This window comes from Microbacterium paraoxydans (genome assembly GCF_020524545.1).
In the GTDB taxonomy this organism is placed as follows: domain Bacteria; phylum Actinomycetota; class Actinomycetes; order Actinomycetales; family Microbacteriaceae; genus Microbacterium; species Microbacterium paraoxydans_C.
In genome coordinates this window covers 134,049-147,909 of record NZ_JAIVLG010000005.1, presented here as the reverse complement: position 1 = coordinate 147,909, position 13,861 = coordinate 134,049, and the positions used below count along the sequence as shown (strand labels likewise).

The window sequence follows — 13,861 nt, the reverse complement described above, 5'->3', positions numbered from 1 at the left end:
TGCGGCCCCCAACGGCGCGTGACCCGCAACGACACGATCCGATGCTCCGTGCGCTGCGATGTCTGATTCGGCGACCGGTGCGGCCTCGATGAACGATCCTCCAGACCCGCCCGCCCCTCAGCGCGGAACCGGGTCACCCACTTCGAGACCGTGCCACGAGCGACCTGGAATCGTTCCGCGGCGCGCGCCTGAGTCCACCCCTGATCGAGCACGAGCTGCACCAGCTTCAACCGGCCCTGCGGAGTCAACGAAGCGCGGGCGTGGGTAACGTAAGACATGAGGACCTCTGTCGATCGAATGAGTGTGGTAACCCATATCGATACCGGAGGTCCTCACCTCATTCCACCAGCCCACGCTGCCCACAACCTCCATGGGAAGAACACCTAGGCTGGTGTCATGTCCGCAGCAATCGGTGACGTGCATGCCTTCGGTCGGCACGCTCCAGCGACGCATGTTCTGATTCACGTCAGCGACCCGCACTTTCTCGCCGGCGGAGCGTCGCTGGGCGGACGGTACGACGTCGAAGCGAACTTCGCGCGCACGCTCGAGGCGATCCGCGCGGTGCACCCGCACCCCGCGGCGCTCGTCGTGACCGGGGACCTCGCCGATCTGGGGGAGCCGGACGCCTATCGTCGTCTGCGCGCGTCCGTCGAACCGGTCGCGGCTGAACTCGGCGCGCCGATCGTCTGGGTCGCGGGGAATCACGATGAGCGTCCTGCCCTGCGCGCGGGGTTGCTGGATCTCGAGCCGACCGAGGAGCCCATCACCGGCGTCTGGGATCTCGGCGGGCTGCGTCTCATCGCCCTCGACACCAGCGTCCCCGGCTGGCACCACGGCGATCTCGACGACGGTCAGCTTTCCTGGCTCGCGGATCTGCTCACCGAGCCTGCGCCCCAAGGCACGTTGCTCGCGATGCACCATCCGCCGCTCCCGAGTCATCTGCCGCTCTTCGACATTCTGGAACTGCGTCATCAGGACGAGCTCGCCGACATCGTCCGCGACAGTGACGTCCGCGGCATCCTCGCCGGACATCTGCACTACTCGTCGCACGGGATGTTCGCCGGGGTGCCGGTGAGCGTCGCCTCGGCGACCTGTTACACGATGAACGTGGCGCGTCCGGCCGCCGAGGTGAACGGTATGGATGCCGCGCAGGCCTTCCAGATGGTCCACGTGTACCCCGAGACGATCACCCACACGGTCGTCCCGGTGACCGACGCGGTGACCGGAGACTACTTCTCTCAGGCTTGGGTCGAGCGGATGTCGAAGCTCACGCCGGAGGGGCGACTCGAAGCCTTCTCCCGCAAACCGGGGCGCTGAGCGGCGTAGACTGGGCACATCCCCCACCCTTCTCACCCGCCACGACCCACGAGGATGTGACATGGCTTCTGCCGCGCCTACCCTGACCCGCACCGAGACCGATTCGCTCGGGAGCATGGAGATTCCCGTCGACGCATACTGGGGGATCCACACCGCCCGCGCCGACGCGAACTTCCCGATCACGAAGCGGCCGATCTCGGTGTACCCCGACCTGGTGGTCGGCCTGGCCATGGTCAAGCAGGCGAGTGCTCGCGCGAATCGCGAGATCGGCGTGCTCGACGCCGAGCGTGCCGACTTGATCGATCGTGCCGCGCAGCGCGTCATCGACGGCGAGTTCCACGAGCAGTTCACGGTGGGCGTCATCCAGGGCGGTGCCGGCACCTCGACCAACATGAACGCGAACGAGGTCATCACCAACATCGCGCTCGAGCTGGCCGGCCGGGAGAAGGGGGACTACGCGTTCCTGTCGCCGATCGACCACACGAACCGCAGTCAGTCCACCAACGACGTCTACCCGACGGCGGTGAAGATCGGCCTCTCGCTGACACTGCGTTCCCTGCTCGAGGAGCTGGATCTGCTTCGGCTGTCCTTCCTGGGGAAGTCGCGGGAGTTCCACGATGTCTTGAAGGTGGGCCGCACCCAGCTGCAGGATGCCGTGCCGATGACGCTCGGGCAGGAGTTCAACGGCTTCGCCACGACGCTCGGCTACGACCACACCCGTCTGACCGAGAACGCTTCGCTGATGTTCGAGATCAACATGGGCGCGACCGCGATCGGCACGGGCATCACGACGCATCGAGGCTACGCGCCGGCGGTGCTGAAGCACCTGCGGGAGATCACCGGACTCGACCTGCGCACCGCGGGTGATCTCGTCGAGGCCACCAGCGACACCGGGTCCTTCATGTCGTTCTCGTCGACACTCAAGCGCAACGCGATGAAGCTCTCGAAGATCTGCAACGACCTCCGTCTCCTGTCATCCGGGCCCCAGGCCGGACTGGGGGAGATCAACCTCCCCGCGATGCAGGCCGGTTCCAGCATCATGCCCGGCAAGGTCAACCCCGTGATCCCGGAGGTCGTGAACCAGGTCGCTTTCGCCGTCGCCGGTGCCGACATGACGGTCACGATGGCTGCAGAGGCCGGGCAGCTGCAGCTGAACGCCTTCGAGCCGGTGATCGCGCACTCGATCTTCCAGTCCATCACCTGGATGCGCCAGGCGATGTGGACCCTGCGCGTCAATTGCGTCGACGGCATCACCGCCAACCGCGACCGCCTCGGAGCGATGGTGGGTGCATCGGTCGGCGTCATCACGGCTCTGACGCCGTTCATCGGCTACGCGGCCGCAGCGGCGCTCGCGAAGACCGCGCTGCTGACCAACCGGAATGTCGCCGACCTGGTGGTCGAGGCCGGTCTGATGTCGCGCGACGAGGTCGTCAAGCAGCTGTCGCCGGCGCGCCTGTCTGGGCTGGAAACGGTCACCGCCGCGATCCCGGTCGTCGCGCCAGAGGATCTGATCGAGATCTGACCAGCCGGAAACAGACGAGGGGACGGATGCCGTAGCGTCCGTCCCCTCGTCTGTTTCGACCCGTCTCAGTCTGTGATGCGACAGTGGGTCGTGAGTTCGCCGATGCCGTCGATGCCCACGGTCACCGTCGAGTGATCGCGGAGGAAGATCTGCGGATCGCGTGAGTACCCGGCACCTCCGGGGCTGCCCGTCGAGATGAGGGTTCCGGGCAGCAGAGTGAGGGACTGCGACAGGTGGGCTATCAGCTTCGCCACCGAGCGCACCATCTGTCCCGTGCTCGCGTCCTGCACGGTGTGCCCGTCGACGACGGTCCAGATGTGCAGGTCCTGCGGATCTGTGATCTCGTCCGCCGTCACAGCGAAGGGGCCGGTCGGCGTGAAGCCGTCGAAGGACTTGCATCGGGACCACTGGGCCTCGGAGAACTGGATGTTCCGCGCGGTGATGTCGTTGACCACGGTGTAGCCCCAGACGTACGCGAGGGCGTCCTTCTCGCTGACGTCCTTCGCGGGGGTGCCGATGAGGACGCCGAGTTCTGCCTCGTAGTCCACGGCCTCGCTCAGGTCGCGCGGCCAAGAGGTCGTCTGCTCGTGGCCGGTGAGCGAGTTCGGCCACAGGGTGAACACCGTAGGCGCGGCGTCGGTCTTCAGGCCGAGCTCGCTCGAGTGTGCGGCGTAGTTCAGCCCCACGGCGAGCACGGCCGGGGGTGCGAGCACTGCGGAGTCGAACGCCCAGTCGCCGAGCGGATGACGGACGGCGGTTCCTGCGGCCAGCGCCGCGCGCAGAGCATCGAGGAGAGCATCCCCACCTTCGATCAGCTGCTGCAGCGTGGCAGGGGCGTCGGTCAGGAGATCAGAGACGAGGATGGCGTCCGAGTCCTGGACCACGGCGAGAACCGCGCGAGGGGAGTCAGGACGGCGCAGATGAGCGAACCGCATGCTCCTACGCTACCGGGTGGCGGCCGGTCCGCGGATGGAGGACACAGCCATACCGGGGCCGTCTCTCTTGTGCCCCTTAGGCTTTGGCTATGAGTTTCGGAGGACCACCCCCGCCGCAGCAGCCGTCGCCGTACACGCCGCCGCCTGCGACGGCGCCGCTGGGGCAGCCGAGTTATGCGTCGGCGCTCGCCCAGCCGACGCCCTACACGCCGCCGGCGCCGGTCGCGCCCTCTCCCGCGGAATCGCTTCCGGCGCTGCCGGTGCCGACGCGCAAGGGGCGGACGATCTCGCTGTGGTTGTTCGGCTTCCTGGGCTTCCTGCTGCTGGCTCTGATCGGCTATTTCGGCTGGGCGCTGGGTGCATTGGCATCGGTGGTCGGCCTGGTACTCGCGCTCATTCCCCTGACCATCGTGTTCCTCGGCGTTCGCATGATCGACCGCTGGGAGCCGGAACCCAAGCGGTTGATCTTCTTCGCCATCGCCTGGGGAGCCGTGGCCGCGGTCGGGCTCACCCTTCTCGTCGACGTCGGGCTGACGATCCTGATCGGTCCCACCTCGGAAGCGTTCGCGGCGGTGGTGCAAGCGCCCATCGTCGAGGAGTTCTGGAAGGGCACGGGGGTCTTCCTGATCTTCCTTCTCGCCCGCCGCGCGTTCGACGGCCCGGTCGACGGCGTCGTGTACGGCGCCCTCGTGGGAGCCGGATTCGCCTTCACCGAGAACATCCAGTACTTCGCGATCAGCCTGATCGAGGGTGGCGGCGAACAGCTGACCGTCACGTTCGCGGTGCGCGCTATCCTCTCGCCTTTCGCGCATGCCATGTTCACGGCCGTCACCGGGTTCGCGATCGGCCTCGTGGCGCGCCGACACGGCTCGGCGGGATCGGCGCTGGGCGCTGGACTGGTCGGAGGCCTCGGTGCGGTGCTGTTGCACGGACTGTGGAACGGTTCGGCAACGTTCGCCGACTTCTTCGGTCTGTACTTCACACTCCAGGTGCCGCTCTTCATCGGCTTCATCCTCGGGATCATCGCGCTGCGCCGAGAGGAGGCGCGCCTCACGCGTGCCCGCCTTGCCGAATACGCCGGCGCGGGGTGGTTCACCCCGGAAGAGGTCACGATGCTCGCCACGCCGAGTGGACGCAAGGCCGGTCTCGCCTGGGCGCGCGGGCTCCGAGGCGACCGGAGACCGCTCATGCGTGAGTTCATCAAGGACGCCACGGCACTGGCCGCTGTTCGACAGCGTGCGATCACCGGGCGCGACCCCCTCGCAGTGGACGACGAGCGCGCGCTGCTGATCCGGACCCGTGCCGCCAGGGCCGCATTGCTGGCGTACTGAGCCGTGCCGCTCGCGTAGCAAGACTCAGCGCCCGGTGCTGCGGCGATGCCTGCGAGTCTCCCGGGCGCTGAGTTGATCTGTAAACAGGGTGCACCTGCTCCCGCCGAGTGTCAAGAGGAGTTTTGCGCCGACAACTCGTCGCGCTGTTCGCTGTGAGCAAGTGCCATCGCGTTGACCTCGTCCGCGATGCTCGGGTTTGATGGAAGCATGACTGATCGCACAAAGCCAGAGTTCGATGCTCCCACCGGCCCCGCACCTGCGGAACTCGTCATCCGCGACATCATCGAAGGTGACGGCGCGGAGGCCAAGCGCGGCGACACCGTGACCGTCCACTACGCCGGTGTCGAGTACGAATCCGGTGAAGAGTTCGATTCCTCCTGGGGGCGTGGCGAGACCATCCAGTTCCCGCTCGCCGCGCTCGTCCAGGGCTGGCAGGAAGGAATCCCCGGCATGAAGGTCGGTGGTCGCCGAGAGCTCATCGTCCCTCCGCACCTCGCTTACGGTCCGGCCGGTGGTGGGCACTTCCTCTCGGGGAAGACGTTGATCTTCATCATCGACCTGATCGCGGTCTGACTCCTCCGACGTTTCTGCGAGACGCTCCTCTTCGTCCGAAGGGGAGCGTCTCGTGTTGTGCGGGGGAGAGATCTTCATTCGCGGGAATATATGCGAGTGAATGCAAGTTGTCCCAGAGGTCGCGTCACTGCGGCCCCTGTCCGACGCCGCAACCGCGGCCGATGTCTCCGGAGGAGAAACCATGACCAGCATCGACATTCCCGGCTACCGTCCCGGCACCTGGGTGCTCGACCCTTCGCACAGTGAGGTGACGTTCAGCGTCCGCCACATGATGATCTCCAAGGTGAGGGGCTCGTTCGGCGTCAAGAACGCGACGCTGATCGCACCCGAGAACCCGCTGGAGGCCAAGGTGGAGGCGACTGTCGATGTGACCTCCGTCGACACGAACGATGAGGGCCGCGACGCGCACCTCCGCTCGGCCGACTTCTTCGACGCCGAGAACTTCCCGACCATGGAGTTCGTCTCCACCGGTACCCGCGTCAAGGGTGACGAACTCGTCGTCGACGGTGACCTCACGATCCGCGGGATCACCAAGCCTGTCAGTTTCGAGCTCGACTTCGGCGGCTTCGGCACGGACCCGTACGGCAACTACAAGGCGGGCGCGTCCGCGAAGACCGTGATCAACCGCGAGGACTTCGGCTTGACGTGGAACGCGGCACTCGAGACCGGCGGTGTGCTCGTGGGCAAGGACATCACGATCAACCTCGATCTTCAGGGGGCCCTGCAGCAGGACTGATCTCTGCGCGCACGCTCCAGGACCCCGGGCCCTCAGGGCTCGGGGTCTTCTGCGTCGTAGTCGAGGAAACGCCGATTCCGGCGGGAGAGCACCGCGACCAGGGTGATCACGAGAAGGCCGCCCAAAAGGGGAGGGAACCACAGCGTCGTCAGGGTCGCGAGGGTTCCGGCATAGAGGGCGCCCACTCGTGGTCCTCCGGCGACGACGACCACGAACAGTCCCTGCAGCCGACCGCGCATGGTGTCGGGCACGGCCGCCTGCATCATCGTGTTGCGATAGATGGAGCTGACGTTGTCGGATGCCCCGGAGAGGGCGAGCGCCGCGCAGGCGGCGATGATCAGTCCGACGTTCGGCGCATCCTCCGTCGCCGGGTGGGAGAGGGCCCCGATCAGCAGCACCAGACCGAACAGCAGGATCGATGCGCCGTAGGCCTCGACTGCCCGCGCGATCCCGCGGCCGTGCCAGCGATAGTGGACGACGCGTCCGGAGAAGAGGCTCGAGGCGAAGGTTCCGACGGCCACCGCCGCGGTCAGGATGCCGGTCGTGATGGCGCCTCCGCCGAGGAGGACAGTGCCCAGTGCGGGGAACAGCACGAGGGGCTGACCGAAGGTCATGGCGGTGATGTCGATGATGTACTGCATCCGGATGTTTCCGGCCCTCCGCAGGAACTGCCAACCATCGACGAGGGATGCCAAGCCCGGTCGCACGATACTCCCTTCCGGGCGCAGGGCTGGGAGGGTCCACAGTCCGAGGAACATCGAGAGCATGAGCACGACGTCGATCGTGTAGGTCCAGCCATAGCCGGTGAGCGCCACGAGGAGCCCGGCGAGTGCGGGGCCCGCCATCACGGTGAGTCCGAAGGCGACGCCGTTCAATGCGGATGCAGCAGCCAGCTGTGCGCGGGGTATGAGTCGGGGGACGATGGCCGTACGGGTGGCCATTCCGACGGAGTTCGCTGCCGAGTTGATCATGCTCAACGCGTAGAGCCACCAGATGGTCTCGCTGCCGGTCCAGGTGAGGGCGGCGAGCAGGGCGGTCGAGACGAACGTGATCGTCGCCGCGATCAGCGCCACCCGCCGCCGATCGAATGCGTCCGCCAGCATTCCGCCGTACAGTCCGGCGAGGATCATCGGCACGAGTCCGGCGACCGCGATCATCGACACCGCGAAAGTGCTCCCGGTCAATGCGAACACGTGCAGCATGACGGTCACGATCGTCAGTTGCCCGCCGATGCCGGCCAGCGTCGAGCCTATCCACATCCGCGCGAAGGCGGGGCTCGTTCTCAGCGGAGTGAGGTCGATCAGGTGACCGCGCCGGGCGCTCACCGGTGGGTCTCCTTCTGCACCGTTCGAGCCTAGTTGAACCGTGCTGGTCACGACTCGCCCTGTCGCACAGGGGAGTGTCGGGCTGGTAGACTTTTCAGGTTGCCGTTCGATCGGCCGCGGATAAAGAGAGCCCACGCATCAGGCGTCGGGCGCCGCGCAACAAGCAGAGAGGGGATCGAATCTATGGCACTGGAAGCAGACGTCAAGAAGGCGATCATCGAAGAGTACGCGACGCACCCCGGTGACACCGGATCCCCCGAGGTGCAGGCGGCGATGCTGACGCAGCGCATCAAGGACCTCACCGAGCACCTGAAGGAGCACAAGCACGACCACCACTCGCGTCGTGGCCTCTTCCTGCTCGTGGGTCAGCGCCGTCGTCTGCTCGGCTACCTCCAGAGCGTCGACATCGAGCGATACCGCTCGCTGATCGCGCGCCTGGGTCTTCGCCGATAAGGCGGATTCCGCCAGCGTTCAATCGCGCAGAACATTCTTGAGAAGGCCGCCCCACGGTGTGGGGCGGCCTTCGTCATGCTTAGGAGTCAGACCCGGGCGTCGATGAGGTCTGAATGGTGGATCGCCGCGACGTCGGGGTGCGCCCGCAGTCGCGACTTCAGTGCGTTCTCACCGTAGAGGGCGTGGATCGGGTTGTTCGGATCGTCCGTCACCCCGTTCGCGTGCGCCGCGAGTTCCGCAGGCAGCTCGATCAGCGGGAGGCGCTTGTCGAGGGCGGGATTGAAGAAGAACGGGATCGAGATCCGGTCGTTCGGTGCCTGCGGCGAGACGACACGATGATTCGTCGCCTTGAGGTATCCGCCCGTCGCATATTCGAGCAGTTCGCCGATGTTCACGACGAAGGCCCCGGAGACCGGGGGAGCGTCCACCCAGAATCCGTCGCGTTCGACCTGCAGTCCGCCCTTGCCCGGTTCGACCCACAGCAGGGTGAGCACGCCGGAGTCCTTGTGCGCTCCGACGCCTTGCTGCGGTTCCGGCTCGTGGGTGCCCGGATAGCGGACGATCTTGATGAGCGTCGACGGCTCCCCGAAGTGCTCCTCGAAGTACGTCTCATCGGCTCCGAGGGTGAGTGCCCAGGCCCGGAGCAGCTTGTGCGAGACCTCCGAAAGCGCCTCGTGCCACTCTGCCACGACCTCTTCCAGCTCCGGTTGCGCAGCCGGCCAGAGATTGGGGCCGATCAGGCGGTTGAAGGCGGGGCCGTCGTCCACCGGCTCGCGCTCGGGACCGATGTCGATCTGCTCTCGCCAGTCCACCTCGCCCTGGGTGCGCTCACCCCCGATGCGGGTATAGCCCCGGAAGTGGGGGCTGTTCACGTTCTCGATCGCGAGCTTGTCTTCCTCGGGGAGGGCGAAGAAGTCGCGCGCAGCGCGGTGCAGCCGCGCCTCCAGGTCCGGGGAGATGCTCGTGCCGGTGAGATAGAAGAATCCGACGTCATGCGTCGCCGCTCGGAGGTCCTCACGGAAGCGTGCCGCGGCCTCGGGGCCTTCATCGAGCTGGGAGAGGTCGAGGATCGGGAGCGAGAGTTCAGCCATGGACCGAGAGTACGTCGGGGATGCACGGGCCGGGGCGTCTATTGCGCCGCATTACCCCGGTGCAGCCGTTCGGTATCGGTGCATGATGTTCCGGTTGCCGGCCGACGGGATGCTAGAGTCTCTGAGGTAAGGGATGCCTTACCTCAGTCATCGCCAGAGAGTCTGCCCGTGCTCGCCACTTTTCTCATCGGCCTCCGTGAAGGTCTGGAAGCCGCGCTCGTCGTCGGCATCCTCGTCGCCTATCTCCGTCGCCTCGGCCGCCAGGACGCGCTGCCGAAGATGTGGGCAGGCGTCGGCCTCGCGATCGCTCTCGCCCTCAGCATCGGAGCCGTGCTGACTTTCGGTGCGTATGAACTCACGTTCGAGGCGCAGGAGTTGATCGGCGGCGGGCTCTCGCTCTTGGCTGTGGGCATGGTCACGTGGATGATCTTCTGGATGCAGCGGGCCGGACGCACGATGAAGGCGACGTTGGAGGGTGGGCTCGATCGTGCGCTCACCACCGGCGGCCTCTGGGCCCTGGTCGCGATCGGTTTCGTCTCCGTGGCCCGGGAAGGTATCGAGACGACTCTTCTCCTGTGGTCCATGGTGCAGGCGTTCGGCGATGCTCCCTCCGCCCTGCTCGGTGCTCTGCTCGGCCTCGCCGCCGCCGTCATCGTCGGCTGGCTCATCTCCCGTGGAGCGGTGAAGCTCGACGTGCGCCGCTTCTTCGCGTGGACCGGCGGCTTCCTCGTGATCGTCGCAGCGGGCGTGCTCGCCTACGCGCTGATGGATCTGCAGGAGGCGGGTGCCCTCCCGGGGCCGTTCACCGCCGCCGCACCGCTCGATCCCGTGACCGGCGCGGTCGCCGTCGGCTGGGCGGGGTTCCCGTTCGGATGGGCCTTCGACGTGTCGACCGTCGTCGCGCCGAGCGGCCCGCTGGCCGCGGTTCTGCAGGCGACGGTCGGCTTCATGCCTGCGATGACGTGGGTCCAGGTCGTCGCGTGGACCCTTTACATCCTCGTCGTCGGGACCCTGTACATCAGGGGTCTCCGTTCTCCGCGTCCGGTGAAACCGCACCACGCGCCGCAGATCGAGTCCGGGCAGCAACCGACCTCTCTCACACAACAAGGAGCAGTATGACCACCTCTCACCGTGTCCTGGGGACGCTGGCGGCCGCGGGCGCTGCAGTGCTCGTCCTGAGCGGGTGCGTCGCGAAGAGCGACGTGTCCGCGGATGCCGCTTTCGACGTGTCCTCCACGGATTCCGACTGCGCCGTGTCAGCGGCGACGGCCGAGAGCGGGACGCTCACGTTCGACGTGAAGAACGACACCGACCAGGTCTCCGAGTTCTACCTCCTGGCCGAGGACGGCCTTCGCATCGTCGGCGAGGTCGAGAACATCGCCCCCGCGGCATCTCGCACCCTCACGGTCGTGGCGCAGCCGGGAGAGTACTTCACTCTGTGCAAGCCGGGAATGATCGGCGACGGAGTCGGCAAGGCGGCCTTCACCGTCACAGGTGACCGGGTGGCCGTCGACGGACCTGACGCCGAGCAGAAGCAGCAGGCGGTCGACCTCTACGCCGCCTTCGTGAAGGACCAGGTCGGCCAGCTCGTCCCGGCCGTCGAGGACCTCGTGACCGCATACGAGGCCGGTGATGATGCCACCGCCCGTGAACTCTTCCCGCAGACCCGCGCGTTCTATGAGCGCATCGAGCCGGTCGCCGAGGCGCTGGGGGACCTCGACCCGCGCATCGATTACCGAGAGGTCGACGCCGTCGCCGAGGGGCTGGACTGGACCGGTTTCCACCGCATCGAGAAGGACCTGTGGGTACCGGCGCAGGACGCGCTGAACGCCGACGGCGAGACGCCGGCCTGGCAGGACTGGGCACCGTCGACGCCGCAGGAGCGCGCCGACTACGGCGACCTGCTGCTCGCCGACGTCCAGGAACTGTACGACTACGTCCACTCGGATGACTTCGCGACGGCTCTCGATGACCAGGGCATCGGCGGGATCTCCAACGGCGCCATCGCGCTGCTCGACGAGGTCGCGACCGGAAAGATCTCCGGTGAGGAGGACTGGTGGTCCGGGACCGACCTCTACGACTTCGCGGCGAACGTCGAGGGGTCGAAGATGGCGTTCTCGCTCGTGAAGGACTTCGCCGTCGCGCAGGGCGAAGACGGGGAGGCCCTCGTCGGCGAGATCGAGGCGGGATACGCTGCCCTCGACGATTCGCTCGCCGCGCACGGATCACTGACGGATGGGTTCGTCGGATACTCCGCTCTCACGGAAGGCGACAAGCGGGAGTTCACCGATCTGATCAATGCGCTGGCCGAGCCGCTCTCACAGCTCACCGGCACGGTTCTCGACTGATCAGCTCCCTGCGCATCTGACCGGATACCATCACGGACGTGAACGAACCTGAACAGGGCGCCTCCGCCGACGAGGCGGCGACGATCGACGCACCTCCCTCCGGCGGATTGAGCCGACGCGGGCTCCTCGGGCTGGCGATCGGCGGCGGCGTCGCGGGGCTCGCCGTCGGAGCGGGCGCCGGGCTCGCCGGTGGTGTGGCGCTGGGCCGCGCACGAGCAGCGGAGGATGCGCACTCCGCCTACGGCTTCTTCGGCGAGCACCAGGCAGGCATCACCACCCCCGTGCAGGATCACCTCCACTTCGCGAGCTTCGACATGATGCCGCGTACGGATCGGGAGGACCTGATCTCTCTGCTGCAGGACTGGTCCTATGCGGCCTCCCGGATGGCACAGGGGCTCGAGGTCAGTGCCACCGGTGCCGTCGGCGGGCCGTCGGAAGCGCCACCGGATGACACGGGCGAAGCTCTCGGCCTTCCTGCCTCGGGGCTCACTCTCACCTTCGGGTTCGGCCCCGGGCTGTTCGAGAACGAGGAAGGCGATCGCTACGGCATCGCTGCGCAACGCCCTGCGAGACTCGAGCGTTTGCCGGCGTTCCTCGGGGACGACCTCGACCCGCAGGCGTCTCACGGCGACCTCTGCATCCAGGCGTGCGCGGACGACCCGCAGGTGGCGGTGCACGCGATCCGCAACCTCAGCCGTATCGCCTTCGGGCGCGCGCGCTTGCGCTGGTCGCAGTTGGGGTTCGGAAAGACCTCGCGCACCACGACGACGCAGGCGACGCCGCGCAACCTGTTCGGCTTCAAAGACGGCACGGCGAACATCCTCGCTGATGATGCAGACGCGCTCAGGGATCATGTCTGGGTGTCGAGCCAGGACGATCCCGCGTGGCTCGCCGGCGGATCGTACCTCGTCGCCCGCAAGATCGCGATGCTGATCGAGACCTGGGACCGCGTGCGCCTGTCTGAGCAGGACGCGATCATCGGGCGGGACAAGGGGGAGGGGGCGCCCCTCTCCGGGGGTGATGAGTTCACGGCGCCTGACTTCCAGAGCTCCGCGATCGATTCGAACAGCCATGTGGGCCTCGCCCATCCCGCGCACAACGACGGGATCCGGATCCTTCGTCGTGGCTACAACTACGTCGACGGCAACAACGATCTCGGACGACTCGACGCCGGGCTGTTCTTCCTCTCCTATCAGCGCGATCCGGGGCAGTTCGTCTCGCTGCAACGGCGCCTCTCGACTGATCGCATGAACGAGTACATCCGGCACGTCGGCTCAGGCATCTGGGCGGTTCCCGCGGGAGCGAAGCCCGGATCGTACGTCGGAGCCGACCTGTTCGCCTGAACGATCTCAGGGCGTCGGCAGGGTATCCTCGAGGATCGCGACCACCGAGGCCGCCATCGCATCGGCGCCGGCATGGTCGTTCGCGCTCATCGTCACAACCGCGTCGTCGAGGAAGATCAGGAGCTGACCGTACGCTCCGTGCAACCGCCACGCAGGCCCGGGGCCGCCCCATCCTGCGAGAGCATAGCGGTCGTATCCGGGGCTGTCGCCGGCGATGATGGCATCGTGGTGCATCGCATCGATCCACTCCGGCGATACCAGCTGCTGGCTTTCCCACACCCCACGGTCCCGGATCAGCAGCCCGATGCGCGCCATCTCGTTCGTGCGGAGCGGAAGACCGCCGCCGGCTTCGATGCGTCCGTTCGGGCTGCGCGCCCAGGCGACGTCGGAGATACCGAGCGGAGCGAAGAGCCGCCTGTCCAGGTAGTCGCCCACGTCGCCCACGCGCGCGGCGAGAGCCGTCATCGCGGTGTAAGTACTCGCATTGGAGTACTGGAAGACGCGACCACGCGACGGACGGCGGAGGAACTCGCTCGCCAAGTCGGGCCAATCCGTCATCAGCGTCTCCGACCAGGGGAGATCGATTCCGCTCGACATCGTCAGGAGATGGCGCAGCGTCACCTCCTCGACGCCGTCTCCGTGAGCGAAGTCGGGAAGAACGGCGACGACCGGTTCGTCGACGTCGATCCGACCCTCGTCGGCGGCGATCGCAGCCGCCAGAACGCACACGCCCTTCGCGACGGAGTGCACGTCCTCCCGCACATCGGCAGTCCATCGGTGCTCCGCCTCGGCATCGCCGATACGCACATGCAGTCCGTGCGCGCCGAACCCCGAGGTCGAAACTGCCAGCACGATCCGATCGCGTACGTTGCGCGCCGCGTCCATCG

The 13,861-nt window shown here is 66.9% G+C and carries 14 protein-coding genes; 9 read left to right on the top strand and 5 right to left on the bottom strand.

Translation table 11 applies throughout. The annotated features are described in order from the left end of the window. On the bottom strand, positions 1–278 hold a 278-nt coding region (locus LC041_RS12650), incomplete at its 3' end, for a leucine zipper domain-containing protein (RefSeq protein ID WP_226533442.1). 118 nt (positions 279–396) lie between these two features. Here LC041_RS12650 and LC041_RS12645 point away from each other — a divergent pair. Together LC041_RS12645 and LC041_RS12640 are read left to right on the top strand one after the other, a co-directional pair. Beyond that, entirely contained in the window at positions 397–1,317 is a 921-nt protein-coding gene (locus LC041_RS12645; protein ID WP_226533441.1) for a phosphodiesterase, read from the top strand. Positions 1,318–1,378: 61 nt separating this feature from the next. Next, positions 1,379–2,839, top strand: a complete 1,461-nt coding sequence (locus tag LC041_RS12640) for an aspartate ammonia-lyase (RefSeq protein WP_047519347.1) — start codon at positions 1,379–1,381, stop codon at positions 2,837–2,839. Between the two features lie 65 nt (positions 2,840–2,904). On the opposite strand, the gene LC041_RS12635 is transcribed toward LC041_RS12640, so the two are convergent. Beyond that, positions 2,905–3,774: a fumarylacetoacetate hydrolase family protein gene (locus LC041_RS12635; protein WP_226533440.1), complete on the bottom strand. Its 870-nt coding sequence runs from the start codon at positions 3,772–3,774 to the stop codon at positions 2,905–2,907. 89 nt (positions 3,775–3,863) lie between these two features. Here LC041_RS12635 and LC041_RS12630 point away from each other — a divergent pair, with 89 nt between their 5' ends. The 3 genes from LC041_RS12630 to LC041_RS12620 all read left to right on the top strand — a co-directional run bounded on the left by LC041_RS12630 (position 3,864) and on the right by LC041_RS12620 (position 6,414). Next, positions 3,864–5,105: a PrsW family intramembrane metalloprotease gene (locus LC041_RS12630; protein WP_264189261.1), complete on the top strand. Its 1,242-nt coding sequence runs from the start codon at positions 3,864–3,866 to the stop codon at positions 5,103–5,105. Positions 5,106–5,312: 207 nt separating this feature from the next. After that, complete coding sequence (locus tag LC041_RS12625) at positions 5,313–5,678, top strand: FKBP-type peptidyl-prolyl cis-trans isomerase (protein ID WP_047519341.1); 366 nt, start codon at positions 5,313–5,315, stop codon at positions 5,676–5,678. A 181-nt stretch (positions 5,679–5,859) separates the two neighbouring features. Beyond that, entirely contained in the window at positions 5,860–6,414 is a 555-nt protein-coding gene (locus LC041_RS12620) for a YceI family protein (RefSeq protein ID WP_226533439.1), read from the top strand. Positions 6,415–6,446: 32 nt separating this feature from the next. Here the strand turns inward: LC041_RS12620 and LC041_RS12615 are convergent, their stop codons facing one another. Beyond that, positions 6,447–7,739: an MFS transporter gene (locus LC041_RS12615; RefSeq protein ID WP_226533438.1), complete on the bottom strand. Its 1,293-nt coding sequence runs from the start codon at positions 7,737–7,739 to the stop codon at positions 6,447–6,449. A 183-nt stretch (positions 7,740–7,922) separates the two neighbouring features. On the opposite strand from LC041_RS12615, the gene rpsO reads away from it, so the two are divergent. Continuing rightward, entirely contained in the window at positions 7,923–8,192 is a 270-nt protein-coding gene (gene rpsO / locus LC041_RS12610; protein WP_017203073.1) for a 30S ribosomal protein S15, read from the top strand. Between the two features lie 86 nt (positions 8,193–8,278). Here rpsO and LC041_RS12605 read toward each other — a convergent pair whose 3' ends face one another. After that, a complete protein-coding gene (locus LC041_RS12605) occupies positions 8,279–9,283 on the bottom strand; it encodes an isopenicillin N synthase family dioxygenase (protein ID WP_226533437.1) in 1,005 nt (334 codons plus the stop codon). Between the two features lie 168 nt (positions 9,284–9,451). Between LC041_RS12605 and efeU the strand changes: the two genes are divergently transcribed. Genes efeU through efeB form a run of 3 tightly spaced genes read left to right on the top strand, consistent with a single transcriptional unit; the run spans position 9,452 to position 12,974 of the window. Beyond that, positions 9,452–10,402, top strand: a complete 951-nt coding sequence (gene efeU / locus LC041_RS12600; RefSeq protein WP_226533436.1) for an iron uptake transporter permease EfeU — start codon at positions 9,452–9,454, stop codon at positions 10,400–10,402. Then, on the top strand, positions 10,399–11,631 hold the full coding sequence (gene efeO / locus LC041_RS12595; protein ID WP_226533435.1) for an iron uptake system protein EfeO: 1,233 nt from the start codon (positions 10,399–10,401) through the stop codon (positions 11,629–11,631). The genes efeU and efeO overlap by 4 nt, the downstream gene beginning before the upstream one ends. A gap of 38 nt (positions 11,632–11,669) precedes the next feature. Further along, positions 11,670–12,974 carry an iron uptake transporter deferrochelatase/peroxidase subunit gene (efeB, locus tag LC041_RS12590; protein ID WP_374197675.1) on the top strand — a complete coding sequence of 435 codons (1,305 nt, stop codon included), beginning with the start codon at positions 11,670–11,672 and terminating at the stop codon, positions 12,972–12,974. Between the two features lie 6 nt (positions 12,975–12,980). Here the strand turns inward: efeB and LC041_RS12585 are convergent, their stop codons facing one another. Continuing rightward, positions 12,981–13,859 carry a serine hydrolase domain-containing protein gene (locus LC041_RS12585; protein ID WP_226533434.1) on the bottom strand — a complete coding sequence of 293 codons (879 nt, stop codon included), beginning with the start codon at positions 13,857–13,859 and terminating at the stop codon, positions 12,981–12,983. Positions 13,860–13,861: the final 2 nt, after the last annotated feature.

Bases quoted from the DNA above. Each gene is read 5' to 3' on its own strand.
- LC041_RS12645 (WP_226533441.1), top strand. From the start codon at position 397: ATGTCCGCAGCAATCGGTGACGTGCATGCCTTCGGTCGGCACGCTCCA.
- LC041_RS12640 (WP_047519347.1), top strand. From the start codon at position 1,379: ATGGCTTCTGCCGCGCCTACCCTGACCCGCACCGAGACCGATTCGCTC.
- LC041_RS12635 (WP_226533440.1), bottom strand. From the start codon at position 3,774: ATGCGGTTCGCTCATCTGCGCCGTCCTGACTCCCCTCGCGCGGTTCTC.
- LC041_RS12630 (WP_264189261.1), top strand. From the start codon at position 3,864: ATGAGTTTCGGAGGACCACCCCCGCCGCAGCAGCCGTCGCCGTACACG.
- LC041_RS12625 (WP_047519341.1), top strand. From the start codon at position 5,313: ATGACTGATCGCACAAAGCCAGAGTTCGATGCTCCCACCGGCCCCGCA.
- LC041_RS12620 (WP_226533439.1), top strand. From the start codon at position 5,860: ATGACCAGCATCGACATTCCCGGCTACCGTCCCGGCACCTGGGTGCTC.
- rpsO (WP_017203073.1), top strand. From the start codon at position 7,923: ATGGCACTGGAAGCAGACGTCAAGAAGGCGATCATCGAAGAGTACGCG.
- LC041_RS12605 (WP_226533437.1), bottom strand. From the start codon at position 9,283: ATGGCTGAACTCTCGCTCCCGATCCTCGACCTCTCCCAGCTCGATGAA.
- efeO (WP_226533435.1), top strand. From the start codon at position 10,399: ATGACCACCTCTCACCGTGTCCTGGGGACGCTGGCGGCCGCGGGCGCT.
- LC041_RS12585 (WP_226533434.1), bottom strand. From the start codon at position 13,859: ATGGACGCGGCGCGCAACGTACGCGATCGGATCGTGCTGGCAGTTTCG.